Annotated in this window: 27 protein-coding genes, 1 tRNA gene and 1 riboswitch; of the genes, 8 read left to right on the forward strand and 20 right to left on the reverse strand. The window is 49.9% G+C overall.

Features of this window, described 5'->3' with window-relative positions; genetic code table 11:
* Position 1 precedes the first annotated feature (1 nt).
* Both carB and carA read right to left on the reverse strand, forming a co-directional pair.
* Positions 2–3,163: a carbamoyl-phosphate synthase large subunit gene (gene carB, locus EYA77_RS00755; protein WP_167815579.1), complete on the reverse strand. Its 3,162-nt coding sequence runs from the start codon at positions 3,161–3,163 to the stop codon at positions 2–4.
* On the reverse strand, positions 3,156–4,217 hold the full coding sequence (carA, locus tag EYA77_RS00760; protein WP_167815580.1) for a glutamine-hydrolyzing carbamoyl-phosphate synthase small subunit: 1,062 nt from the start codon (positions 4,215–4,217) through the stop codon (positions 3,156–3,158). Before carA ends, carB begins: the two co-directional genes overlap by 8 nt.
* Positions 4,218–4,462: 245 nt before the next feature.
* On the opposite strand from carA, the gene EYA77_RS00765 reads away from it, so the two are divergent.
* Positions 4,463–5,743, forward strand: a complete 1,281-nt coding sequence (locus tag EYA77_RS00765; RefSeq protein WP_167815581.1) for a hypothetical protein — start codon at positions 4,463–4,465, stop codon at positions 5,741–5,743.
* 11 nt (positions 5,744–5,754) lie between these two features.
* Here the strand turns inward: EYA77_RS00765 and EYA77_RS00770 are convergent, their stop codons facing one another.
* The 3 genes from EYA77_RS00770 to EYA77_RS00780 all read right to left on the reverse strand — a co-directional run bounded on the left by EYA77_RS00770 (position 5,755) and on the right by EYA77_RS00780 (position 9,021).
* Positions 5,755–7,251 carry a preprotein translocase subunit SecD gene (locus EYA77_RS00770; RefSeq protein WP_167815582.1) on the reverse strand — a complete coding sequence of 499 codons (1,497 nt, stop codon included), beginning with the start codon at positions 7,249–7,251 and terminating at the stop codon, positions 5,755–5,757.
* Positions 7,248–8,153, reverse strand: a complete 906-nt coding sequence (locus tag EYA77_RS00775) for a protein translocase subunit SecF (RefSeq protein ID WP_042696523.1) — start codon at positions 8,151–8,153, stop codon at positions 7,248–7,250. Before EYA77_RS00775 ends, EYA77_RS00770 begins: the two co-directional genes overlap by 4 nt.
* Positions 8,154–8,214: 61 nt before the next feature.
* On the reverse strand, positions 8,215–9,021 hold the full coding sequence (locus EYA77_RS00780; RefSeq protein ID WP_167815583.1) for an EFR1 family ferrodoxin: 807 nt from the start codon (positions 9,019–9,021) through the stop codon (positions 8,215–8,217).
* Between the two features lie 157 nt (positions 9,022–9,178).
* A riboswitch (TPP riboswitch) is annotated at positions 9,179–9,291 on the forward strand.
* Here EYA77_RS00780 and EYA77_RS00785 point away from each other — a divergent pair.
* Entirely contained in the window at positions 9,259–10,101 is an 843-nt protein-coding gene (locus EYA77_RS00785) for a sulfide-dependent adenosine diphosphate thiazole synthase (RefSeq protein WP_245241083.1), read from the forward strand. Its footprint overlaps the riboswitch before it by 33 nt.
* Positions 10,101–10,730, forward strand: coding sequence for a thiamine phosphate synthase (gene thiE / locus EYA77_RS00790; protein ID WP_042696528.1), 630 nt, complete (start codon positions 10,101–10,103; stop codon positions 10,728–10,730). The genes EYA77_RS00785 and thiE overlap by 1 nt, the downstream gene beginning before the upstream one ends.
* Positions 10,731–10,756: 26 nt before the next feature.
* Here thiE and EYA77_RS00795 read toward each other — a convergent pair.
* Positions 10,757–10,830: transfer RNA gene (locus EYA77_RS00795), tRNA-Met, on the reverse strand.
* Positions 10,831–10,984: 154 nt separating this feature from the next.
* Here EYA77_RS00795 and surE point away from each other — a divergent pair.
* Positions 10,985–11,776 carry a 5'/3'-nucleotidase SurE gene (gene surE / locus EYA77_RS00800; protein ID WP_042696529.1) on the forward strand — a complete coding sequence of 264 codons (792 nt, stop codon included), beginning with the start codon at positions 10,985–10,987 and terminating at the stop codon, positions 11,774–11,776.
* Here the strand turns inward: surE and EYA77_RS00805 are convergent.
* From EYA77_RS00805 to EYA77_RS00820, 4 genes are read right to left on the reverse strand one after another with little or no spacing between them, the layout of a single operon-like run.
* Positions 11,773–12,279 carry an NAD(P)H-dependent oxidoreductase gene (locus tag EYA77_RS00805; protein WP_052319883.1) on the reverse strand — a complete coding sequence of 169 codons (507 nt, stop codon included), beginning with the start codon at positions 12,277–12,279 and terminating at the stop codon, positions 11,773–11,775. The two genes, surE and EYA77_RS00805, sit on opposite strands and share 4 nt — an antisense overlap.
* A gap of 48 nt (positions 12,280–12,327) precedes the next feature.
* A complete protein-coding gene (locus EYA77_RS00810; protein ID WP_162139387.1) occupies positions 12,328–12,612 on the reverse strand; it encodes a hypothetical protein in 285 nt (94 codons plus the stop codon).
* Between the two features lie 47 nt (positions 12,613–12,659).
* A complete protein-coding gene (locus EYA77_RS00815) occupies positions 12,660–13,382 on the reverse strand; it encodes a Nif3-like dinuclear metal center hexameric protein (RefSeq protein ID WP_095641709.1) in 723 nt (240 codons plus the stop codon).
* Between the two features lie 22 nt (positions 13,383–13,404).
* A complete protein-coding gene (locus EYA77_RS00820; protein WP_167815584.1) occupies positions 13,405–13,965 on the reverse strand; it encodes a hypothetical protein in 561 nt (186 codons plus the stop codon).
* 95 nt (positions 13,966–14,060) lie between these two features.
* Between EYA77_RS00820 and EYA77_RS00825 the strand changes: the two genes are divergently transcribed.
* Positions 14,061–14,678, forward strand: coding sequence for a hypothetical protein (locus EYA77_RS00825; protein ID WP_155897821.1), 618 nt, complete (start codon positions 14,061–14,063; stop codon positions 14,676–14,678).
* A gap of 18 nt (positions 14,679–14,696) precedes the next feature.
* Here EYA77_RS00825 and EYA77_RS00830 read toward each other — a convergent pair whose 3' ends face one another.
* From EYA77_RS00830 to EYA77_RS00840, 3 genes are read right to left on the reverse strand one after another with little or no spacing between them, the layout of a single operon-like run.
* The gene (locus EYA77_RS00830) at positions 14,697–15,638 is read right to left on the reverse strand and encodes a hydantoinase/oxoprolinase family protein (RefSeq protein ID WP_167815585.1); all 942 of its coding nucleotides are present in this window, start codon (positions 15,636–15,638) and stop codon (positions 14,697–14,699) included.
* Positions 15,635–16,540 (reverse strand): ATP-grasp domain-containing protein, encoded by a 906-nt coding sequence (locus EYA77_RS00835; protein ID WP_095641706.1) that lies wholly within the window; start codon positions 16,538–16,540, stop codon positions 15,635–15,637. Before EYA77_RS00835 ends, EYA77_RS00830 begins: the two co-directional genes overlap by 4 nt.
* 1 nt (position 16,541) lies before the next feature.
* Positions 16,542–17,408: an Mrp/NBP35 family ATP-binding protein gene (locus EYA77_RS00840; RefSeq protein ID WP_042696541.1), complete on the reverse strand. Its 867-nt coding sequence runs from the start codon at positions 17,406–17,408 to the stop codon at positions 16,542–16,544.
* A gap of 304 nt (positions 17,409–17,712) precedes the next feature.
* Between EYA77_RS00840 and nifS the strand changes: the two genes are divergently transcribed.
* From nifS to EYA77_RS00855, 3 genes are read left to right on the forward strand one after another with little or no spacing between them, the layout of a single operon-like run.
* A complete protein-coding gene (gene nifS, locus EYA77_RS00845; protein WP_042696542.1) occupies positions 17,713–18,894 on the forward strand; it encodes a cysteine desulfurase NifS in 1,182 nt (393 codons plus the stop codon).
* Positions 18,884–19,315, forward strand: a complete 432-nt coding sequence (gene nifU, locus EYA77_RS00850) for a Fe-S cluster assembly scaffold protein NifU (protein WP_167815586.1) — start codon at positions 18,884–18,886, stop codon at positions 19,313–19,315. The genes nifS and nifU overlap by 11 nt, the downstream gene beginning before the upstream one ends.
* Entirely contained in the window at positions 19,290–19,952 is a 663-nt protein-coding gene (locus EYA77_RS00855) for an HAD family hydrolase (protein WP_167815587.1), read from the forward strand. Before nifU ends, EYA77_RS00855 begins: the two co-directional genes overlap by 26 nt.
* Here EYA77_RS00855 and EYA77_RS00860 read toward each other — a convergent pair.
* The 7 genes from EYA77_RS00860 to EYA77_RS00890 all read right to left on the reverse strand — a co-directional run bounded on the left by EYA77_RS00860 (position 19,949) and on the right by EYA77_RS00890 (position 25,550).
* Positions 19,949–20,533, reverse strand: a complete 585-nt coding sequence (locus EYA77_RS00860) for a carbonic anhydrase (protein WP_042696549.1) — start codon at positions 20,531–20,533, stop codon at positions 19,949–19,951. The two genes, EYA77_RS00855 and EYA77_RS00860, sit on opposite strands and share 4 nt — an antisense overlap.
* Positions 20,534–20,589: 56 nt before the next feature.
* Complete coding sequence (locus tag EYA77_RS00865; RefSeq protein ID WP_095641704.1) at positions 20,590–20,913, reverse strand: transcriptional regulator; 324 nt, start codon at positions 20,911–20,913, stop codon at positions 20,590–20,592.
* 55 nt (positions 20,914–20,968) lie between these two features.
* The gene (locus EYA77_RS00870) at positions 20,969–21,889 is read right to left on the reverse strand and encodes a hypothetical protein (RefSeq protein WP_095641703.1); all 921 of its coding nucleotides are present in this window, start codon (positions 21,887–21,889) and stop codon (positions 20,969–20,971) included.
* 127 nt (positions 21,890–22,016) lie between these two features.
* Positions 22,017–22,817, reverse strand: coding sequence for an energy-coupling factor transporter transmembrane protein EcfT (locus EYA77_RS00875; RefSeq protein WP_167815588.1), 801 nt, complete (start codon positions 22,815–22,817; stop codon positions 22,017–22,019).
* Positions 22,814–24,223, reverse strand: coding sequence for an ABC transporter ATP-binding protein (locus EYA77_RS00880; RefSeq protein WP_167815589.1), 1,410 nt, complete (start codon positions 24,221–24,223; stop codon positions 22,814–22,816). The genes EYA77_RS00875 and EYA77_RS00880 overlap by 4 nt, the downstream gene beginning before the upstream one ends.
* Complete coding sequence (locus EYA77_RS00885) at positions 24,201–24,749, reverse strand: ECF transporter S component (RefSeq protein WP_167815590.1); 549 nt, start codon at positions 24,747–24,749, stop codon at positions 24,201–24,203. Before EYA77_RS00885 ends, EYA77_RS00880 begins: the two co-directional genes overlap by 23 nt.
* Positions 24,750–25,550, reverse strand: a complete 801-nt coding sequence (locus tag EYA77_RS00890) for a hypothetical protein (protein WP_167815591.1) — start codon at positions 25,548–25,550, stop codon at positions 24,750–24,752. It lies immediately after the preceding gene.
* Between the last annotated feature and the right edge of the window lies 1 nt (position 25,551).

A 25,551-nucleotide genomic window follows, 5' to 3' on the forward strand; every position in this document is an offset into this window, starting at 1 on the left:
ATCAGCTGAGGTAGTGACTCAGCGGCTCGATCGTGATCTTGTTGGTCTTCATCGATTCGATCGCCTGGACTGCGGCCTCTGCTCCGAAGATGGTCGTGATGTAGGGGATCGAGTAGTCGATGCTTGCCCGCATGATCTGCAGGTGATCGGTCCGTGCATTTTTATCGCCGGGTGTGTTGATGAGGAGATGCACATCCAGTGCCCGGATCATATCCAGGATGTTCGGGGAACCTTCCTGGACCTTTCTGACAAGGTTCATCGGGATGTCCTGCTGGGTAAGGAACTTGACCGTGCCTTCCGTTCCATAGAGCGAGAAGCCGAGATCATGGAGTTTTCTGGCGATCGGCAGGATCTCATACTTCTGATCGTTGGTGACCGAGATGAACACGTTTCCTTTCAGCGGGAAGGTGTTGTCTGCCGCCTGACTTGCCTTGTAGAATGCTCTGCCGAAGTCGTAATCGATACCGATGACTTCACCGGTACTCTTCATCTCCGGACCGAGGATCGGATCGACACCCGGCAGTCTGGAGAAGGGAAGAAGAACTTCTTTTACTGCGACGTGCTTGATCTCTTTCTCCTCGAATCCAAGATCTGCAAGTTTCTTGCCGATCATGAGTTTTGCCGCGATCTTTGCAAGGGGGATACCGGTCGCCTTGGAGACGAACGGGACCGTCCGGCTTGCACGCGGGTTTGCCTCGAGGACATAGACCGTTCCTTTGTGAAGGGCATACTGGATGTTGATCAGACCGACCACACCGAGGGAGAGAGCAATCTTTCTCGTGTAGTCTTTGACGGTTGCGATCTGCTCAGGAGTGAGGGTCTGCGTCGGGATGACACATGCCGAATCACCGGAGTGGACACCTGCTTCTTCGATGTGTTCCATCACGCCGCCGATCAGAACGGTCTCGCCGTCGGAAACGGCGTCCACGTCCAGCTCGGTTGCATTGTCGAGATATCTGTCGATTAAGACAGGGTGGGTGTTGGAGACGCGGACGGCCTCTTTGATGTAGGTCTGGAGTTCAAGTTCATCGTGAACAAGTTCCATCGCACGGCCGCCGAGAACGTAGCTTGGTCTAACTAAGACCGGGTAGCCGATCTTGCTGGCGATCGCATAGGCTTCCTTCTCGGAGTAGGCGGAACCGTTTGCCGGGGATGGGATGTTGTTGTTTTCCAGAAGGACACTGAACCGGTTTCTGTCTTCGGCAACATCCATGTTGTCTGGGCTCGTTCCAAGGACTTTGGTCTTCAGACCGAAGAGTTTGATCTCTTCCTGAATTGGGATGGCGAGGTTCACGGAGTTCTGGCCCCCGAACTGCACCATAACACCGTCATAGTCGCCTTTTCTTAGGATATTGACGACATCCTCAAGCTGCATCGGTTCGAAGTACAGGCGGTCCGAGGTGTCGAAGTCGGTAGAGACCGTCTCCGGGTTGTTATTTAATATATGGACCTCGATGCCTTCTTCACGCAGGGACTTGACTGCGTGGACCGTGCAGTAATCGAACTCGATTCCCTGGCCGATACGTATCGCACCGGAACCAAGGATGAGGATCTTTTTCTTGTCGGACTGGGTAAGTTCGCACTCCTGCTCCCAGGTGGAGTAGTAGTAAGGCGTCTTTGCCGGGAACTCGGCTGAGCAGGTGTCGACCATCTTGTAGGTCGGCAGACCGACAAGGCTCTCGATCTTGTAGATGTTCCAGCCGGTAAGTTCGCGAATCTCGGCGTTGGAGAAGCCGAACTTTTTGGAGGTCTTGACAAGCTCTTCAGTCGGGTGGTCGCGGAGTTCGAGTTCGATGTCCACAACGTTCTGGATCTTTTCTAAGAAGAACGGCTCGATCTGGGTGAGGTCGTAGACTTCCTTGACGGTCATTCCAAGGCGGAAGGCGTCGAAGAGGGTTGGGAATCTCTCATCGGTCGGCCGGGAGAGGATCATTCTGATCTCATTTAAGTCGGTGTGCCGGTAGATATCCGTGTCAAGCGAGCGGAGAGCTTTCTTGAACCCCTCTTCAACGGTACGGCCGATCGCCATGACCTCACCGGTGCTTTTCATCGCTGTCGTAAGGGTCCGGTCGGCGGTCTTGAATTTGTCAAACGGCCATCTGGAAACTTTGACCACGACATAATCGACTGCCGGTTCAAAGCAGGCAGGCGTGCAGCCAGTGACGGTGTTTTTGATTTCGTCGAGGTGCAGGCCGATTGCGACTTTTGCCGCCACGCGGGCGATCGGGTAACCGGTCGCTTTTGAGGCAAGAGCCGACGAACGCGAGACACGCGGGTTGACTTCAATGACTCTGTAATCGCCGTTGTTAAACGCGAACTGGATGTTGCATCCGCCCTGAACATCGAGCGCACGGATGATCTTGATTGCTGCCCGGCGCATGATCCCGAACTCGTCAGAAGTGAGAGTCAGGATCGGCGCGACGACGACGGACTCACCGGTGTGAACACCCATCGGGTCGACGTTTTCCATACCGCAGATGATGATACAGGTGTCAGCCGCATCACGCATGACCTCGAACTCGATCTCGTTCCAGCCTTTGACCGATTCCTCGATCAGGACCTGGTGGACACGGGACTTTGTCAGACCATACTCAACGATCTTTTTCAGTTCTTCTTTGGTGCTCGCAACGCCGCCGCCGCTTCCTCCAAGGGTGTATGCCGGACGAATGATGGCGGGAAGACCGACTTCCGCATAGGCCTCTTCGAGCTGCTCGATTTTGGTCAAGATGAAACTTTTCGGGACGGGTTCACCGATCTCGATCATAAGTTTCTTGAAGAGATCACGGTCTTCACCATGATAGATTGCTTCGAGCGGGGTGCCGAGAATCTGTACGCCTTCAAGGGCGCCCATTTCATAGAGTTCAGCTGTAAGGTTCAGACCGGTCTGGCCGCCCATACCTGAGAGAATGCCGTCCGGCTTTTCCTTTTTGATGATCTCAGCGATGATCTCTGCTTTCAGCGGTTCAACATAGACTTTGTCCGCAGTTTCCGGATCGGTCTGGATCGTCGCCGGGTTGGAGTTGACTAAGACAACTTCTATACCCTCTTCGCGAACGGCTTTGCAGGCCTGACTTCCGGCGTAGTCAAACTCGGCAGCCTGTCCGATCTGGATCGGCCCTGATCCGATGAGCAGGACTTTTTTAAGTGAGGTGTTTTTAGGCATCAGGGATCCCCCTGTACATGATATCATAAATCGGTTTTTCCACGCCGTCGTAGATTCCGTCGTGCTCCGGGTGGAACTGGACACAGTACACGCCGAGGTCGTTGTTCACGAAGCCTTCGACCGTGCCGTCGTTTGCATTGATACAGTTGACCTCGCAGCCTTCCGGAAGACTGTCACCGACTACGGCGTATCCGTGTCCCTGGAAGGTTACGGCGACCGTACCGTCAGAGAATTTGACTGGCTGACTTGCTCCTCTGTGACCAAGTTTGAGTTTTTCGACCTGGCCGCCGAGCGCTGCGGCGATGATCTCTGTTCCCATGCAGATCCCGTGGACCGGGATGGTTCCAAGGATATCTTTCACGCAGGTGATTGCTTTCGGCGCGGCAAAGGGGTAGCCTGGTCCGTTCGTTAAGAAAAGAGCGCTCGGTTTTTCTGCCATGATCACATCAGCCGGTGTTCCATACGGATAGACATAGATGTCTGCACCGCGGTTTTTCAGGCTGGTGAATACGGATTTTCTGCATCCAAGGTCAAGGACTGCAATTTTTTTGCCCTTTCCTTCGATGTGATAGGGAGCCGGGCAGGTGACGCCGGAGATGAGGTCGCGGGTCTCCTGGATCGGAGCGGTCTGTGCCATACTGACGGCTTTGTATCCGTCGTCGGAACCGGTGATAAGGGCGGCCCGCATGACACCCTGTTCACGCAGTTTTATCGTGAGCATCCGGGTGTCAACACCTTCGATGCCGATAAGACCGTTGTCTTCGAAGAATTCACCAAGCGTCGGCTGGTGTTTGGGATGAACGCAGAGTTCACGCACAATTGTTCCCGCAGCGTGAACTTTTTCATGCTGGAGCTGATCTTTATTTGCTCCGTAGTTTCCGACTAGCGGGTATCCGAACATCAGCAGTTGTCCGGATACGCTCGGATCACTAAGGGCTTCCATGTATCCTGTAGATACAAGGGTGACAACCAGTTCACCGGACGCGGAACCTTCGACGCCGAAGCCGGTTCCGGTGATGATCGTCCCATCTTCAAGTCCTAAGACAGCCTTCATGATTTTGTACCATATACATGTCAGCAGGATAGATAATAAGACTAATCTCTGATTAGACAATAGTTACACTGTATGAAAATATTCTTACTTCAAAATATATTTATTCCATAATAAAAATATATACCAAATACTGAAAAATATATACTTACACCTGCAGGATATCTTCATTATCCCCGGCAGTACATCATACATTCAGGCGAGACGGAAGAGAGAATACGCATCTTGCCCGGGAAAATCATACTATCATGACGATGACACACAATCCGGTGATATTTATACCCGGCATCATGGGAAGCCGGCTTTATGATCAGGAGGGCGATCTTGTCTGGGTAGAGTATTCGCTGAAACTTACAAAACTCGGCGAGATGATGAGAATACAAAACCCTCTCTTTGTAAAAAATAATGAAAAGGACCTTGCGGCTCTATCCGAGGATGAACGTGAATACGGGGCGATGGGAGCGTTTGAGTACCCTTACAAGAAAATCATCGACCGGCTCTGTGCTGAATTTCCAAAAAGAGGCGTCTACTTTTTCTCCTATGATTTCCGTCAGTCCAAAAAAGATACCGCAAAGCTGCTCGATCAGCAGATCCGCCGGACCCTGCATGCCGCCGGAGCTTCCGGAGCAGATCTTATTGCGCACAGCCTGGGAGGACTGATCGTTTCTGCCTATCTCGGGATGTTCGGCAGCGACACGGTCGGAAAGATCATGACCCTCGCAACACCCTACGAGGGCACCCCCGATATAATAAACACAGCGCTGACCGGGGAGCTGACGTATATTCCCGGAGGTTTGTTTGATGCAGTAACGAAGATCACCCGGGATGTACGGACGAGTTTTCCTTCAGGAAGCGATCTGATCCCGACGATGACGTATTTCAGCCGGCATCCGATGTATCATTATACAAAAAACATTCCGGTGAATGATGAGATGCCGGCTGAAGACAGCATACCGGACGGAGAACCGTATTATTTACCGGCAGGACAGATCAGAGATGCCGGGGTGAATGTTTACGAACCGATGACCCCAAAGGAGTATGCGATGACCCTGCAGCAGCTCTTTGGTGACGGGAACGCCCTCAGACTGGAAAATGACAGCCGGACCCTGCCGGAACTCGACCGTTCATACTTCGCTGTCGGGATAAATCACCAGACGATCAGATCACTGATATTCTCAGATGACCCAAATGAGCCGGAGATCACCCACATCATCTACGATCATGCAGGCGACGGGTGTGTTCCGACGGATTCGGCAACGATGTTCGGCCATCTCGAAAAGCTTGGAAAAGATCCGCAGGGAAACGAACGTCTGCTCAAAACAGAAGCGGAGCATGGGGCCATTGTAAATCATGACCCAGTGATCGACTGGATCATAGCAGTTCTTTCAGAAAAAACGGCTGCGCATATCAGGTCTGATCCTGTCATAACTGACAAACCGGCCTTCGTGAAACCGGCCGGCAGACAGGAGATCCTTGCCAAACTGCAGAAACTGATGACGACGATCAAAAACCAGAAAAAAACGCCGTGATTAAAAAAAAATTATTTTGCCATGATCTCCATCACGACACGACCGTAAGCCGGACGTGTAATGAGAACACCGATCAGGATACCAAGAATGCTGATGATCGCATATCCCTTCAGAGTGGAGAGATCCATGATGATCAGCGGGAACATGGCGATTATTACAGTGGCTGCTGAAGTCATGATGATAACCAGAGCGCGCTTCAGGCGTTTGAGATAGAGGGCCTGAGACGGGACCCGGCCTTCATGCATGACCTCATCGGTGATGATGACCAGCTGATCGATACCGGTTCCAAGAACCGCTATCAGCGCCGCGATGGCCGCGATATCCAGCTGCTGGATGAAGACGGCGATCCCGAGAAGGATAACGATCTCGGCAACATTCGTGGCGATCATCGGCAGAACGATCTCCGGGGTACGGTATCTGAGATACACTATCAAAGCAACTGCCGCGAGTGCCGCGATCGCAGCTATCAGACAAATGATCTTGAAGTAGTCACCAAGCACCGCCGAAGTCGAACCGGAACCGGCGATCTCGACCTGGACTGGAAGAGCGCCTGCCCGCAGATGGATCTCAAGCTCCTGCGCCTGCTCTTTACCTTCATCCCCGTGACCGGTTCCGGCATACAGACTGTTCACCGGGCTTTTCGCGATGGATGCGGCAAGATCCGCGGAGAGCGGAGCGCTGTAGACAAGTTTTTCGTCAAGATACATGACCAGTTCGTGAGCAGCAGGGTTCGTGGTCGCACCGTACGTGATGCAGGCCTGCTGAAGTGCCTCTGCTCCGTTGTTGTCGATACCGAATGCCACACCCCAGTTGTCAGAACCAGCAGGGTTCTGGGTCGGCGTCTGGACAGAAACGACCGAGTCGCCGTACAAGACGTGCGCGGTTTCATTCCCGGTTGTAACGATACGAAGTTCGAAAAGACCCTGGGTCCCGACAAGTTCCTGAGCAGTCTGCATATCTACGCCCGCCATCTCGATACGGACATACTGGGAAACGCCGTCCATATTCGTGAGCGTATTGACCTTTACATCACTTGTGCCAAGACTGTTGACTTTGGATTCAAGGATACGTTTAATAGTATCTGCCGTATCCGTACCTACTCCCGGCTCAGAACTGACAAACGAAGCTCCGGCAGCCTCGACAGCGGCCCGAAGCTCAGCATCTGTCGCCGATTTCTGAACCTCGATCTTGGTCTGGCCAATAGGAATGACAGTACAGTCAAGTGTTTTTTCCATCTTGTCTGCTACGGCCGTAACATCGGCACCCTGGCCGATCGTCACGACTTCAGACTGGAACTCCAGCTGGATCCATGAACCTCCGTCAAGGTCAAGACCGAACTGCAGGTTCGTAAAACCTTCCCGGTCTCCAAACGGAACAAAGATCGCCGCAAGAGAAAGAGCCACTAAGACAAGAACAAGAACCACGCGCGGATCACGGATCACCGCATGCCAGCCGGAGTACTCCTTCTTCTCTTTTTTCTGAGGAGAGGATGATCTTTTTGAGCTCATTGTTTTGCACCTCTGCTGTCCTTTTTAGGTTGTTTTGGTGTTGTCTGAGATTTTTCCGACCCGGATAGATACATCCGGAGAATGCCGGCATTGAAACCCCAGGTGAAAATAATATCACAGATAAGACCGATTATCAAAACGGCAGCGATGGAATAGAGCGTCGGCACCTGACCGATGAATGCAACGAGGAACATGGCAATGATTGCGGCAAGTGTCGTCGTAGTCATGATGATACCCGTGCGAAACGCGCCTTCCATTTTTTCCTCAAGTTTTCCCTGACGTTTAAGGACTTTTGTGGTCAGCAGGATATTACTGTCAACCGAGTAACCGATGAGCATCAGAAGAGCAGCCGTCGTTGCAAGGGAAAGTTCGATCCCAAGAAGGTTCATGACGGCGGCAGTAATAGTGATATCGGCAATACCGGCGCAGACGACCGTTACGGCAGGAATGACTTTTCTGAAAGCGATGAACACGACTGCTGCCATGCCGATGAAGGCAAACATGATCGCCCACAACGCCTGGGTCTGGAGCGTTGAACCGAAGTTTGCACCGATCTGGTCGATGCTTGCTTCAGGATATTTCGAAAGGGCATGATCGTTGAATGTCATCATGTCCTCGTTGGACATCGGACCAAACTTGAGATAATAGCCGCCCGAGCCGATACCTTCATCGATAGACTTCAGATCATAGCCGGCAAAGAAGGCGACGATCTCTTCTTTGGTATCATCCGTATGGATGGTAACGGCCGTCCCTCCGGCAAAATCAATTCCGGGTGTGACAGGCATACCTGTCAATGCAAACGTTATACCGACGATCAAAAGAGCGATGCCAAAAAGGACAGCAGGGATTGCCATCATACGTTTTGGATCGTACTTGTTGATGTCGTATTTGGGGAGTTTCATACTGAACTAATATTTACGTTCAATGAATATATACACGTTCATACGTAGGGAAAAAGAGGGATTAGTTTGTTTCGATGCTGCCTTTCTGTTCGAGCATGTCTTCCACGGTCGCATTCGCGTGGTGATACCGCGGACGGTTCGCAGTTTTTCCTCCGCAGGAAAGAGCTTCGACCGGGCAGAACTGCAGGCAGGCAAGGCAGCCTTCACAGGTATGCAACCACTCTTTTTTTCCATGGGGCAGCGGCCGGATGTTGTTTACCGGGCAGATCCGCACACATATCAGGCATCCGTTGCAGGATGGGCTGACGACAAATTTTTTGTCGAAGTTATGGATGTTTCTGATGAAAGGACCATACATGAGCTTCATGACGCTGCCGATTGCCGTAAATCCTGCAAGCGAACCCTGCCGGTTTTTGATATCTTCAACGATGACGGCAACTTTTCGAAGCGCATTTTCCCGGATGGTCTTCTCAACAGACTTCTCCGGCGGCGCACTTAAGGGGATATAGTTGTCAGGCATCTGGATCCACCAGGCGGCATTGAGCATATGGCCGCTTTTTTCGCACAGCACAGAGATCTGCTTTGTCGGGGATCCGCTTTTTCCCCCTTCGGTCACTACAGAAAAGACATAGCCTGCAGGGGAGAGATCAAGAAGCGCGAAAAAATTCACGACGATCTTGGGAAGGCCCATGGCATAAAGAGGATACACTATGCCGACATTCGCGTCAGCGGGAACGGTGATCCTCTCACCAGCGAGCATAAGTTTGGGGATGGGGACAAGTTCGGTTTCAGGGAGCCTTGAGGATATTGCTTTGGCCACGGCGAGCGAGTTGCCTGTGCCGGTAAAGTAATACAGTATTGTTTTCATGGTGATTGGCACCTCCGCTTGATTAGTTATGGAAAGTCTGTATGATTAATCCTTGCGGCCGGGTTAAACGGATTTAGCAGGAGAACACGGTGTTTGGACGCGTATGTCCGGATTTCAGATTTTTTTGGATACGAGCATTCCTTATACCAGAAATGCGGATATGATAATGGGGTGCTGATGCAGACGGATATCCGGCTGCACCGGCTGAGATCATACCCATATAACCTGATCCGGGTAATGCCGGCGGAGGGAATCGTTTTTTCGATACTTGCCCATGTGCATTATCCGGCTGCCGTCAGGGAGGACATGAAAATGGACCTGGAAGTAACCAAAGCAATAACAGAATCCTGGTTTTCTAAACTGCAGGAAAATCTGTGTTTCGATGCAGCAATTGCAGGAACAGGACCCTCAGGGCTTATTGCGGCGCTGCGGATCGCAGAAGCCGGATATAAAGTTTCGATGTTTGAGAGCAAACTTGCCCCGGGAGGGGGGATGTGGGGAGGAGCCATGATGTTTTCATCAGTTGCGATCCAAAATGAAGCAGTATATCTTCTGGACGAACTGGAGATCCCATACGAACGCTATAACGATCATCTCGTGACCTGTGATAGTGTTCTGGCAACATCAGCTCTGATCTATCATGCCGCAAAAAGAGGTGTTCTGATCCACAACGCTATGAGCGTGGAAGATGTGGTTTTTAAAGATGACAGAGTTTCGGGTGTTGTCGTGAACTGGGGGCCGGTTGTAAGGGAGGGACTTCATGTAGACCCGCTTTCCTTCCGGGCAAAGGTCGTCGTGGATGCAACCGGTCATCCCTGTATGATCACGGAAACGGCGGCAAGAAAGAACAACATCATCCTGAACACGCCTGCCGGAAAAGTCTGCGGGGAGCGTTCCTTAAATGCGGCCGAAGGTGAAGCAATGACGGTAGAAAATACCAAAATGATCTATCCCGGCCTCTATGTCTGCGGAATGGCAGCAAACGGCGTGTTTGGATCTCCGCGTATGGGGCCGGTGTTTGGAGGTATGCTTCTGTCCGGAGAAAAGGTTGCAAAACTGATCATAGAGGAGCTGAAGTGATGAGGAGTGACTTCGGACTTTATCTAATAATCACCAATCCCTTTTTGCCGTATAAGAAGATCGCCGAAACAGCAGTCAAAAATAATGTCAGATATCTGCAGCTGAGGGAAAAGGCATTATCCGACAGGGAGATCCTGCGGGCTGCAGGCGAAATTATGAGTATAACTGAGGGAACTGAAACGCGATTTGTGCTGAATGATCGGGCAGACCTTGCGTATCTCTGCGGGGCAGACGGTCTCCATCTCGGCCAGGATGATATCAGCCTGACCGATGCAAAAACGATCTGCAGGGAGAAGGTATCGGTGTTTGGACTCTCGACCCATACGCTCAGCCAGGTGGATGAAGCGATAAAACAAAAACCGGATTACATCGGTTTTGGCCCGGTCTTTACAACACCCGCGAAAGCAAAACCCGATCCGGTTACCGGAACTGAGCTGATCGCAGAGGCAGTGAAACGGGCAGGAGATGTTCCGGTTGTTGTGATCGGCGGGATCGATGGGAATAACCTCATCAGCGTTCTGGATGCAGGTGCAAAAAATGTGTGCATGGTACGGTATTTTATGAACAGTGAACAGTTAGAGAAAAGGGTAAAAGAAACGGTAAAGATCCTGAACGATTATAGATGGTGATTCTGCAAAAAATATCAAAAAAACAGTGCTGCGAGAGGGATCCGAACCCCCGACCTCGGGATTATGAGTCCCGCGCCCTAACCAGCTAGGCCACCGCAGCAAATATGCATAATAAGAATGCTGTATCTCAATATATAGATTCCGAAATGCAGGAGGGAAAATAAAATCTGATAACACACATATTTTTTGTATCCGCTCAAACCCGCCCAAACCCAAAGGTGTAATACCTCACCGATGAAACGTATCTGAGAAGAATGTCCCGACCAAAGATACTCCTAACCAATGATGACGGGATCAACTCCGGAGGCCTCTGGGCCGCATATGACGCTCTGTCTCTTATCGCTGATGTTACGGTCGTAGCTCCGGCGACCCAGCAGAGCGCGGTCGGCAGATCGATCTCGATCTTTGAACCCATCCGGATGAACGAGGTAGCGATGCATCAGACCCGGGCATACTCTGTCGAAGGAAGACCGACCGACGCCCTGCTCCTCGGCCTCTACGGACTCGGGCTCAGACCGGATCTGGTTGTCTCCGGCATCAATCTTGGCGAGAACATCTCGTTTGAATCGATCACCACCTCCGGAACGGTAGGTGCTGCAATGGAAGCGGTCAATCAGGGTGTTCCTGCCATCGCATATTCCCTTCAGATGAACGATCAGGGAAATAAATTCGCAGACCCCAGGACCCATAAGATGGATTTCACGCAGAGTAAAGAGGTCGTCACCAAATTCACCAGACATTTTCTAAAAAACGGCATGCCGGCTGAAAGCAAACTGATCAATATCAATATCCCGGCAAAGAGAATCGAAGGCTACGCAGTCACCGTACTTGGCGAACGGCTGTTTGAAACATCAGTCGAACAAAGGATCGATCCGCGAGGCAAACCCTACTACTGGATCAACGGAACTCCCATCTACATTCCGGAAGAACACTCTGACGTCACGGCGATCAGAAAAAATTACGTCTCGATCACGCCGCTTTCTATGGACAATACAGCATACAAAGCGTGCAGTGAATTGAAAAAAATGATTGCGGATATCAATTAACACATGCGGGCGACAACACTTGCCACATACCGGCCGAAATACTCGGCCTGCAAAAGATCGTGCTCGGTAAGCTGACCGTCGGCAGCCAAACCGTAATGCCCCCCGTTGTGCTCCTCATTGCTCGATTCATCGGCTATCGGATCACCCACAACGATCATTCCGTGAATCAGCATCGCCTGAACGATCGACAGGATGGCCGTCTCTTTTCCGCCGGTCCGGTCCCCGGCAGTAGTGAATGCAGCGCCGACCTTTCCAACAAGCTTTCCGCGCACAAACGTGGTTTCATCGATGAATTCCTTCAACTCCGCTGCTATCCCCCCGAAATACACCGGGGAACCCAGAATGATCCCGTCATATCTGACAAGATCACTTGCGGTCACGCGGTTGAAAGGAAGAACATCAACGTCCACACCCAAAACCTCCTTTGCTCCCTTGCCGATCGAAGCGGCAAGCTTCTTTGTTTTACCAGTCCTGCTGTAACAGGTCACAAGTATCGAGGCCATTCCTAGTAGATAGGCGTCGCAGCATTTTAAAAATAGGTTTTGTGAAAGTTATTCATACTCAGGTTCATCCTCATCGACACCATCCTTATAATACCAGAGATTGTATGAATCATAAATTCCAAGCTCGACTGCTATCTGCACTGCGAGGGTGTGCCAGCACTCCTTCCCGTAGAGCATGGCATTACAGCTGCAAAACGACCCCTCGACAAAGTACTCATCGGTATTTCCAACGACCACAAAGTAATCCTGATACTTTTTTACCCGGTTTTCTCTGACGGCGTCAACTGCCTCCATCCCGCGTTTTCCATATGCATCGATGAAAGCTTTACGCACAACGTCATTGAGTGTACCCTCTTTCTTTAAAACCTGGAACGGATGGATCATTGGATGATCGATGTGAGCGGCGTATCCTCGATAAACTCCCAGCCATGGGTTTTTGCAAGCGCACGCATACCCGGTGCCTCCAAAGCATAATGGGTAGCTTCGATACAGGGGATCGGCGATTCGCGGGCAATATTATACTTTAATTCGGATGCCAGATACGCCTCGGCTCCAAGCGACACGGCTTCCAGGATCAACTCCATATCAAACGCCGATCCGCCGGCTGCTGCAAGTTTTCTGACGCCGGATACATCCCCCCAGACGCGAAGACCGCACCCGAGGATTTTGGAGATCTCGGCAAAACTTTTCGACATAGTTCCGACAACACCAATAGAGGAAGGCGTCTTGTCCATTCGAACACAGTCTGTGAGCCCTATTTCGCGTGCAAGAACATCATTGATCCCGCCGTGAACATGATCGAAGTTCGTGTGCATGGCATACAGATTGATGTTGTTCTGCAGTAACGGGCGGAGAATCTCGACATTTCTCCCGGTAATTCCATGCATCGGAGCCCAGAATGCCGGATGGTGGACTACAAGAGCGTCAAACCGCTCTGCCGCAGCACGCTCACACACATAAGGTGTGGCATCCAAAGCGCAGCCCACCTTTTCGATTTGGTCTGTGCCTTCTGCAATCAGACCGATACGGCCCGTATCAAAATCCTCTGCCAGCATCGGCGGAGCGATTTTTTCCAGAAGAGCAACGAACGCGTCTTTATCCATACTCATAATAGGATCGCAAATGTTAATTGAGTTTCTTAATCCGGAGCTTTTCCTGATCCGACTGCGCCTCTTCACTGGTCTGACGCAGACTCGAAACTGGTTTAATGGTGAGGGCATTGATATACAGCGACTGAGCATTGGCCGCCTTGCCAAAGACACGGCCGAGAATCTCGACATCCGCTCCGACACCGATCAGCGGATCGGGAAGGGCAAACCGTTTCGCAACGACCTGACCGGTCGGATCCTGGATCAGATAAGAGGGTTTGTTCATCATAAGTCCGGTGACTTTCAGCACTTTTCCTTCCATAAGAACCACGCTTCCCCGCATTGCCGGAGAGAGCTGACGTGCCCGTACAAATTTTGCCTGCGAACGGTACTGCGAAGCATCACGAAGGACCTGCTTCTCATTTGTATAGGCGACCCAGAGAGGAAAACCAATTAAGAGAGCACACAGCGGGAGACCAATATAGATATAGATAAGATCCTTGGTGGAGCCAAAGGTCATTGCACACATAACTGCAAAAAAAACGGTTGCTGCAAGAAGGAGAGGAGGCATCCTGACAGTTATTCCTTTTATTTTCATCTGAGTAAGAAATGGGAGGGGGAAGCTAATGAAGATAACGACGCCGGCTTTCCAGAGCTTTGATAAACTCTTCTTACCCACTAATAATAATACACATGCCCAGGCAACAGGTAAAAATCCCGTCACTGCTCATAACCACGGTAATGGTCGGTATCTCTTCTCTTGAAGGCACGCTTTTTGCCACAGCAAAACCCTGCCCTCTCTGCGGAGGGAAACCCCAGCCGTACGATACGAAAAAAAAACTCTACGTGATACTGAAAACACCGACAGGACGAAAAAAGATCATGGTGAATATCAGACGGTTCAAGTGCAAAAAATGCGGGAACCTCATCTACGCAGAGGAACCGTTCTATCCAGACACACGGCTCGGTTCTGCGATCGTGGATATGGCAATCTCCCTTGCAAGACTCCACTCCTACTCCCACACGGCAGAGATCATGAAGGCGCTGGGAATCGAGATCGACCGCGGGTCTGTCAGAAATTATGCACTTTCCAATCTTCCGATCCCGCCGGCAAATTTTTTGTACGGAATGCAGCTGCCGAACTCATTCATCTCGCTCATGACAAAAGAGATCTCAGGGTCGAAAGGCTCGGTCTCTTCAGGCGAGATCCTGGCATCAAGCGGCTATCCGTCAGCTTACAAACCGCCCCTTGATGGAAAAAATACTTCTGCTGAGTTTCAGAAACAGAAAAAACGTAAAAATAAACAGTAGATCATGAGAGACCGGAGTTCAGACGGTCCCGTATGATCTCTCCAAAACACCGGCGATCTCACGAACAGAATATGCAGGTAACGCATCTGCAGGAATTCCAAGTGCAGAGGTAAGATCAACGCCGCCGGTGAGCGGAGCAAACGTCGAAGAACCGATGCCTCCGACAAGAAGGGGATCCGCGCCGGCGTCTTTTCTTACTTTTTCCACTGCAGTGCAGACAAGATCACGCTGGGCAGCCCAGAAGGATTCGGCTATATGAAGTGCACCTTCCTCTCCGATCTCTTCGAGATCGGCACAAACCATCCGGGCAAGCCGCCTGAGACAGGCTTCGCGTGAAACCTCTTTTCCGTCAGGCGTCGCGGATGAATATTCATCGAATCCGATGTGTCCAAGAACAAAGTGGGCGTCTCCCGAACAGGCAAAATACTCAGTGGAGAAGGGCGTCATGATCCCGTTGATCTCTGCTGAGTTTGCAAGCGCGGCAACCGGTGTTCTCAGCATGCCGGTATAAACCAGGTACCCCTGCTGAAGACGGAGGGTGTCGGTCATCCCGATAAGACGGGTAAATTGGGAAAAGGGAACGATATCAGCGGTTGTGCTTCCGACATCCAGCATCATTCCGTCAGGGTAGGTCCTGCGAAGAAGATCGACGGAAGCGAGCCAGTTGGCGGCTGCAAGCTGAGGACAAGCTTTCATGTGGAATTTGGCATCAGTCCCGTAGAAAACAGCATCCGGAAAAGTCTGCAAAACTGCGTCAACGATGTAAGAGATGCCTTCGGATTTGGCGATAAATCCATCGGCAAGCTCACCGCTCATAACGACCGCCGCATTCTCTCTTCCGGCATACGTGCTGATGATCTCTGCCAGATCGGACTCCTTCCACAGCGGGCAGTAATGGATGTGGACTCCTGATTCATCAACGATTTTGAGGTTTGCACCTCCGACATCGATGCCGATCACTCTAGGGTAACTCCGCCGACATCATCAAATTTCGCGATTTTGCCGTTGTAGTGAACAGTTTCCGGAGGCAGACCGACCGTTGCTTTCAGCAGAACGTCGGCGATCTCCTCTTCCATGACGTGGACGATACCCAGCACACTCATGGTCGGACGGGGATTGACATCGACCACCCAGATCTTCTCACCGACGATCATGTCAAGGCCGACATACCCCTGACAGCCGAGCGTTTCGATCGCTTTTTTGGCGATCTCGATCATCTCGCCTTCGCGGGCAGGGTGGACAGGTGTTTCGCCGCCTTTGTAAACAAACCTGCCGTCATCCCCCACCTCGCAGAACTGACGGTTGATCGTCAGAAACACCGGAGGAAGGCCGCTGTAAAACCCGCAGGCTTCGCCGACAACGCGGCTTCCGATGATACTGACACTGAAATGCTCGCCTTCGAGATACTCGACAGACATCTCGCCATCTCCGGGCAACTCTCCATCCTTTGCGATACGAACGCCGACCGAACCTGCGCCTTTCACCGGTTTGATCACACGTTTGCCCGAAAAGTCAGCTGAGACTTCAGCCGGAACATCGATGCCGACCTTCGCAAGAAGCTTGGCGGAGAGACGTTTGCTCGCACAAACGGCAATGGCAGTACTGTCGGAGCCGATGTTATGGGTGGCAAGCTCAAGGGTATGGGTATATTTTGCGAGATATTCATCCGGCGCAATGACAAGACCGTAATCACATTCCGGAGCCAGACGGGAGATCTCTGCATCAAAGTCCCTTCCTGACGGCATTACAATCGTATGACCACAGGCTTCGAAACTCTTTTTCAGAGCAGAAACCATAGCTTTTCCCTCCGGGGCGAGAGCCGGATCATGGACAGCGGTATATTCAGCGATGAGAACTTTCATATTATGCGTCGCGTTTTTCTACCTCGGCAATGAGGTTTTCCATGACTTGATCAACAGCATCCCAGGTGGGGTTGGTCTGACCGGGTGTTCTGACAATGAACGGTCTTCCTTCATCACCGGCTTTTCTCATCTCGATATCGATCGGGATGGCGCCAAGATACGGAACGTTGTACTGCTTCGCAGCTTTTTCTCCCCCGCCTTTTCCAAAGAGATCGACGACCTCACCGCAGTGCGGGCACACCATTCCCGACATGTTTTCGATGATACCGAGAACCGGGAGATCCATCATCTCGATGAACTTGATCGCTTTGGTGGAATCCAGAACCGCGACGTCCTGAGGAGTCGTAACGATGACAGCGCCTTCTACATTGGGAGCAAACTGCACGATATTTAATGCTTCATCGCCGGTTCCGGGCGGAAGATCGACGACGAGATAGTCAAGCTCTCCCCATTCGACATCACCAAGGAACTGCTGGATCGCGGCGGCTTTCATCGGACCGCGCCAGACAATAGGACTGTCGGTCTCATTTAAAAGAAGGGCCATGGAGATCACTTTCAAAGAACCGGTCACTTTCACCGGCATGATCTTATTGCCGATCGCCTGAAGCCGGAGATCCTCGATGCCGAGCATCTTGGCAAGGCTCGGACCATGGATGTCCAGATCCATAAGGCCGGTCTGATAGCCGTGATTGGAAAGGGCATATGCAAGATTAACTGAAACCGTACTCTTTCCGACACCGCCTTTTCCTGAGAGGACAAGGATCACATGTCTTACATTGATATTGGCTTTCTTGGGTTTCTGACAGGTATCGGTCTTCTGTGAACAGCTGTCACAGTGACCATCACATCCTTCTGGCTGATCGCTCATGATTTACTCCTGAATTGTAAGTCTATATAACTTATTGCATATCTGTTGTGTGGATTACAGTATAGTCTTTTTGGATTGAGCAACCTGAGGAAAGGAAACTAGGCATACGGCATGCCTGTGAGAAGAGAGATACACAGACGGTGGATTCGGGCAGGTTTGTTCTAGGGTCTGTTCATCCATTCAGTCATCTTTCCGGCATATTTCCTTCATTTCACTCCCGCCGGACGATACAGGCCCTCTGCACTAATCTTTAGATATGAGCACCGCTAAATAATAGAGTAATAAGATTCACGACGTGAACATTATGGACAAAAAAATCATCTATATGGATCATGCCGCTACGACCTACACAGCCAAAGAGGTCGTAGAGGCAATGATCCCCTACTTCTCTGATGAGTTCGGCAATCCGTCTTCAGTGTATTCGATCGGCCAGTCCAACAAAAAAGTTCTTGACCTGGCAAGAAAGCAGGCGGCATCTGCGATCAATGCCCAGCCTGACGAGATCTTCTTTACCAACGGCGGGACCGAATCTGACAACTGGGCTTTGAAAGGCGCGGCATTTGCCAACGAACGAAAAGGCAAACACATCATCACAACCTCCATTGAACACCATGCAGTACTTCATTCCTGCGAATGGCTCGCATCCAGAGGATTTGAGATAACCTATCTTCCGGTAGACAAGTTCGGCATGGTTTCTCCGGAGTCGGTAGAAAAAGCGATCCGTCAAGACACGATCCTCATCTCAGTCATGTACGCAAACAACGAGGTCGGAACGATCCAGCCGATTGCCGAGATCGGAAAGATCGCCAGAAAACACGGGATCTGCTTCCATACTGATGCAGTCCAGGCGGTCGGTCATGTTCCAATCGATGTGGTCTCAGAAAACATTGACCTTCTCTCACTATCCGGCCATAAATTATACGGACCAAAAGGTATTGGAGCTCTCTATATCCGGAAAGGAACACGGATCCAGAGCTTCATGCACGGCGGCGCCCAGGAAAGGAAACGCCGTGCAGGTACAGAGAATGTTCCTGGCATCGTCGGTCTTGGAGCCGCCATCGAACGGGCAGTAACCCATCTGCCCGAAGAAATGGATCGGCTCACTGACCTGAGGAACGAGCTGACCCGCGAACTTCTCAAGATACCGGCAACACACTTAAATGGTCATCCGACAAAACGTCTTCCAAACAACACGAACATCATCTTTGAGTACATCGAGGGAGAGTCGGTTCTCCTCCTCCTGAACATGAAAGGGATCTGCGCATCGACCGGAAGTGCCTGTAACTCGGCATCCCTTGAACCATCACATGTTTTAACTGCGATGGGGATCCCTCACGAAATCGCCCATGGATCGATCAGGCTGACCATTGGCGAGAGAACAACTGCAGAAGATGTAAAGATCGTGACAGCCGCACTCAAAGAAACGGTGGAAAAACTCAGAGCGATGTCCCCGCTTACCCCAAAGGAGCTAAAAAATGTACAGTGAAAAAGTAATGGATCACTTCACCAACCCGAGAAACGTCGGTGTGATCGAAAACCCAAGCGGTGTCGGCGAGGAGGGAAATCCCTCATGCGGCGACATTATGAAGATGTATCTGAAAGTCGAAAACGATATCATCATCGACGCCAAGTTTCAGACATTCGGCTGCGGTGCTGCGATTGCCTCCAGCAGTATGGCCACAGAGATGATCAAAGGCAAAACGCTGGAGGAGGCATGGACCCTCTCAAACAAAGCCGTAGCAGAAGCATTGGACGGGCTGCCCCCTAACAAAATGCACTGCTCGGTCCTTGCAGAAGAAACCATCCACAAAGCGATCAATGATTTTCTGGTAAAGTCGGGCAGGGAGCCGTGGGGCAACGGAGAATGCAGCTCCTGCGGGCATGACTGTGATACCTGTGAACTCTGAAGCACCCCTTCCCCGTGCAGTGATCTTCGATATGGACAACACCCTGCACGATCTTCGCAGGGCACGTATGTGTGCAGCAGATGCCTTGATGGCATACTGCGGGATATTCGGCGATCTGCATTTTTATTCTCTGAACAAAAACCCGCCGACCTTAATTGAAGATGCCGTCTCTCTCTATCTTGCAGACGGAGTCGAAGGAGAGTTTCAGGAGTGTACGTGGCTTTATCACACCCTGGAACTTGCCTGTATCTCTCCCTTTGAGGGAGTTGAAGAAATGCTGAGTGAGTTGAAATCAGCAGGAGTCCGTTTGGCAGTTATCTCAAATGCCGACCGGCCTGACATGGAAAAACGGATGGCTGCCCTTGGCTATGCACACTATTTTGAACTGATCGTCACACCTGAAACCTTCGGCGTGAAAAAGCCGGATCCGCTCGTCTATCAAAAGACACTGGAAGCTCTTGATGTTTTACCGGAAGAGACCATGATGATCGGAGACAAGAAAAACCGGGATGTCAGACCGCCAAGAGAGCTGGGCATCAAAGGCGTGCACGCTACCTTCGGGTCGGTGGATAAACGTGATAACATATGTGCGGTTGATTCACCGGCAGAGTTTCTTGCACTCGTAAAAAAAAGTTAGGCGATCTTGGAAAGAGCGCCGGTTTTCAGATCATAATATAATCCGTGAACATGCAGGCATCCTTTTTCTTCCGCCAGGGAAACAAGCGGATAAGACCTGAGATGTTCAAGCTGAAGCTTGATGTTTTCATACTCGATCTCTTTTTTCCGGGCTGCCTTTTCCTCCGGAGTTTTTGCCTCGCCGAGACGGGCGTCGACTCTGATCTGCGCTTCACGGGCGTTATTGATCCATTGGGGGATATAAGCATCCTTTGACATATCAACATCAAGAGCGTTGAGAGCTCCGCAGTCAGAGTGGCCGCAGATTACAATATCTTTTACTTTGAGATGCTTCACGGCATACTCTAAAACAGTTGCAAAATTCCAGTCATGGGTCGGAACGATGTTTCCTATGTTTCTGTGGGTGAAGAGTTCACCGGCACGGCAGTGGGTGATACGTTCCGGATTGACTCGGGAGTCCGAGCAGCCGATCCATAATACGGTCGGGTGCTGCTGAGTGGTCAGCTGCATGTACCGGTCTTTCTTCCGTTCGAAATCCTGTTCCTGGAAGATCTTGTTTCCTTCAATAAAACTTTCTATCATGAGTTGAACCCCGATAGAAGTTTAGTTGACTCTTCTAACTTATGAGGTTTTGGGTTTTAATCCAAAGAACTGCCGCATCTGTTGTCCCCTCTGAGTGAGCGGCAGATGGAACATAATTCAGCTGAAAGATCATCATCCGAGACGGAACCTGACCTGATGTCCCGGGCCAGTTTCGAGATGATCTCTTTTATAGGATCGTCGAAAACGATTCTGTATCCCCGTTTACCGGACAGATACTGGGATACAGCTGACGGAGCAAGAGAGAGATGGGCGGCGATCTGGATCTGAGATACGCCCAGACTCACCAGTTCAACAGCAAGAGCTGCCTGTATTGCGGGGATGATGTCCCACACGATTTCCTGACAGGGGACTTTGACCATACATACATATTCCCGCTGTGAACTATTATAGATTTCACACGAGTAAAAAAGAGATTTAGAGTTTGCGGGATAATGCAAACAATCCTGCTGCTCCAAGACCAAAAATAATACCTGCAGCCGGCAGAGGCGACGTGGTTCCGCTGTCACCTGCTAAAGCAGATGTTTCAATGACATACTGGTAGATTGCTCCGTTAGTTATATCATCGAACTTCATCGTAATGACCTGTCCTTTGGTGAGTTTAACCGTACTCCAGTCCGGAGTAGTTACTTCAGTTCCATCAACATAAACATACCATTTGTCAGTCTTGTTCGGAGATTTATGTGTGTGTCCGTCATAGGTATTCAGATTAAAGAAGTTTTGATTTCCTCCTTTATAGAATTCGACCGATGGAAGAGAATTGGCAAGGATTCCAAGAAGAGAATCTCCGGCAACACTGACTGCTGTATCTGATCCGGAAATCTGTTCAGCCGGGATATTAACGGCTTCAGTTTTGAAAACACCGTTAATGGACTGTGTTACTGGTTTTGCAGTGTTTGACACTGTAGTTTTTATCTTTACTGTGTATTCATCAGCGTCGTAGATCAACTTCACTGTATCACCGGGAGTTACGATAAGCTGGGACCAGTCGTTAACCATATCTGAGGTCTGCTCAACGCCGCCTACATAGAGCGTCCAGACTCCGCCATCTTTGTGGGTGCGACCTTCCAGAATATTTAAGTTGAACCATGTTTTGGTGCTTCCAGGTTTAAACCAGAACTCAACATCCGGGTAGGCCTGGTAAATAATACCTGCTACTGAGTTTTTTGGAACAGTAACATCAGCGGACCCTCCGTCGAAGTTTGCCATCGGGATTACAATGTCCCCACTTTCAAGAATCACAGTCTTTTCAACGGTCTCGGCACTGACTGCCGGAACAAATAAAAATGCAAAGATTACTGCAAAAGTGATCATTGCGACGAAAGATGATTTTTTCATACTATAGTTCTCCACACCCACAAATAGTCAAGCAAAGGCAAGACATGAGTATCATTAGTATTTGCCGTTTCACACATAAATAAATGTTGTTAAATAGTTAAATTAACTTAATTAACTAAGCACTGGTTTAGAAATACTGGATGGCTGAAAAATACCACAAAGCACACCCAACCAATACCGATATTATCAGTGCAAGATAATCTGATCTTTCCATTTTAAAAGGCCGGTGAAGAGTTTTTTTTCCAGAACTCCCAAATCCTCTGCACTGCATCGCATCAGCTGTCTGCTTGGAACGCTGCATCACAGAGACGGTCATTGGTATGCCAAGAGCCATATACTGTAATCCTTTGTTTGCAGGATTTCCTTTTTCCAACTCAATGCCCCGGGATCGTTGTGCATCCATGATATTGGCCATATCAGCACTCAGCGTGGTAATGGATTTCATGGCATAACCAAGAGAAAATGCCAGGGTTTCCGGAATACCAACGGATTTCAGCCGGTGAACAAACGCGTTACTGGTTGTTGTCATAATGAATAACGTTGATACTGAAGCTATCATAAACATCCGTGCGGTCATCAGGCAGGCATAGATGATCCCCTCAAAAGAAAGACCGCCGTTTACAGTAAGAAAGGTATAGGTGACCCAAGGATCAGCAGGGATCACCTGAGGAAACATCAGGTTGATGATGAAGATGAAGAGGAAAACAGGAATGAGAAAACGCAGAGAACGAACGAGAATCAGAGTCAAATGCTCCCATATGATCGGCAGATAGACAAACAACAGAAGCAGAATCATTGCGGGCAGAGAGTTGATCAGAATGGCGATGATACTAAAATATAAAACCAGAATGATTTTTGTTCCCGGATCGAGACGGTGAAAAATGGTATCCCTCTCAACATACCGGATCATCTTTTTTGAGAACTTCATCTGAGAACCCCTGTGTCGTGTATGACCCGGCCGCCGGAAAGACTGATGATTCGGTCAGCACATAGATCCGCAAAACCGCGGTCATGTGTCGCAACTATAACGGTTTTTCCAAGATCCCGTTCTTTTTGCAGAATAGAGGCCAGTATCTGTTTGGATGATGCGTCAAGTCCAAGCGTTGGCTCATCTAAAATCATTACGGATGTATCCATCATGAGTAAGGTCGAGATAGCAATCCTCTGTTTTTCGCCAACAGATGCTTTAAGAGGAGATGATTTTTCGCCAAGCGAAAGAAGACCTAAATCATCAAGAATACTGCGGGCCCGACATCTGGAAGGTCCAAGCGGATATCCGCGAATACGGGGTGTACAGAGTAATTCATCAAGAATCGTCTCTTCAAAAAGCTGATAATCAGCATGCTGGAAACAAATGCCGACACTTGACGAGATCTCCGCCACGGTTTTGTCACGAATATTTTCTCCATGAACAAACACCTCTCCTGAATCCGGGCGAAGGATCCCATTCGCATGCCGGATCAATGTGCTTTTTCCAGAACCGTTCTCTCCCATCAGAACAGAGATCATACCTGAATGAAAGGAAAGAGTGAGATCGGACAAAACCAATCGGTCGGATTCTCCATACGCGAAATTTACCTGAGAGAGGGAGAGAGAATTATCAGATGTACATGATACAGCTGGGCAACGTACGACAGCAGGATTGCCGGATGCCGGGTCTCCAAAATGGATGTATCGGGTCGGAAAATCTTCCAGACAATTTGTTCGGTGTTCTGCGATGATGATAGTAAGCCCAAGCAGTTCATTCAGATTTTTCAACACTTCGATGAGTGTTTTGACTGCTCCTTCATCAAGCCCGGAAAACGGTTCATCAAGGAGGAGAATTTCCGGGTGCATAACCAGGACCGAGGCAATAGCAACTCGCTGACGCTCCCCCCACGAAAGAGTGTCCATCATTCTGCCACGAAGATGAGTTATACGTAATAATTCAATGACTTCTTCGATCCTCCTCTGCATTTCCTGAGGCGAGACACCATGTTGTTCAAGCCCATAGGCAATTTCACTTTCAACATCTGAACAGAATAACTGATAATCAGGATCCTGAAATACCATGCCAACATGAGAGGCAAGCTGGGATATGCCGGAGTTACGAGTATCAATACCTGCGATATTGACGGTACCTTCCATCTTTCCGGATTCTGAATGCGGAATCAAACCATTCAGACAGCGTAAAAACGTTGATTTCCCGGAACCGGAATCTCCGGTAAGAAGAATTCGTTCACCTGCATATACCGTGAGATTCAGATCATGAAAAGGAGCGGGGCGTCTCCCTCCAGGCTGGCGGGGATAGATGTATGTGAGATTGTTCACCTCAATTATCGGCGTCTTTGTCATCCTCAGTAATCACTCCTGCACGCCTCAGACGAGACAATATCAGGACGGCAAGAATTCCGCCGATACCGCCGAATATCAGATGGGTTGTTGCTGAAACGGTGATCCCAACCAGAATAAATGTTGCCTGAACACCAAACAGCATCTGAACAGCGTAATTTACCAGCATCTTTGTAAAATTTCCAACAGCTCCGACAATACATCCTACTATAGGATTACTGAAACGGTAGAAGAAGAGCATAGAAGTCAAATCAACAGAAAGACCCATGGCAAGATACTTGAAGATATCAAGGACATGCAAAGCGCCTACGCCAAAAAATGAGGCGAGGATCCCTGATATAAAGCCCATGTACAATCCAGCCCCGGGTTTTCGTACAATTCCCACACCGATTATGAGGGGAAGGACCCATACCAGACCTGAGCTTCCGGGTACATGGATAGGGATCTTGAAAACCAGACGCAAAACGAAAATAAGGGCGCCGAGAAGCGAGAGCAAAGCGATCTCATGAAGCTGAAAATATGGTTTCATTCAGACCTCCCGTGGAACAAAGCTGCTCGTAAATGTAAACAAAAAGTCATCAGTCTGCGGAGAATTAACTGCAAGCATGAGGATAAGTCTCCGGACTGTATCTCCTCCGGTGTGAGTGATATAGAACGTCCCGTTCAATTCAGAGGTAGTAGTAACCTGACCCCTGGGCATGTCAGGATCCAGGGTGAAGTGGAGAGCGGAAAGGCCGTTCAACTCATCTTTTGGAAATGGAAAGGCAAAGGGAACACCAATCTCCATATCGCCGTCGGGAGAGTAATACAGATTCGCAGCAGAGATTATCATTGGCAGTTCTTCAGAGTAATCGGTGAGAGAGGGAAGAATACCTGACTGTGGTGAAGCGATTACCCGATAGCCGGATGCAGGTGAATGGAACTGGTGGGTAGTCCAGGTCTGACCGGAATCATAACGAAGGCCATATACTTGAAACACGGCAGTTCCCGTGAGATTTTCAAATATGTAATCAATTTTGACTGAGCCGGGGCGGACGAAAAAAGGATTGCCGTTTACGGGAGTCTCATTCACTACGGCAAACAAAACGATCCAGTCTTCAGCATCATACAGACCTGATTCTGCATAAATGGGGATCGGGAGATACCCCGGACGATAATTTACCGGCCCATAGGTAAAATCGTCAGCAGTAAGATTTTGTTTGGAAGTGGTTACAACGTCCGGAAGATCAGATTCATATGTGGCGAATGAAGACTCGGCTATGGCAAATCCGGCAATAATAATCCCAAAAATGCTGAGAGTAATCAGAATCCTTTTCTGGACGGGACCCATA

Source organism: Methanocorpusculum sp. GPch4 (assembly GCF_012062385.1).
GTDB classification, from domain to species: domain Archaea; phylum Halobacteriota; class Methanomicrobia; order Methanomicrobiales; family Methanocorpusculaceae; genus Methanocorpusculum; species Methanocorpusculum parvum.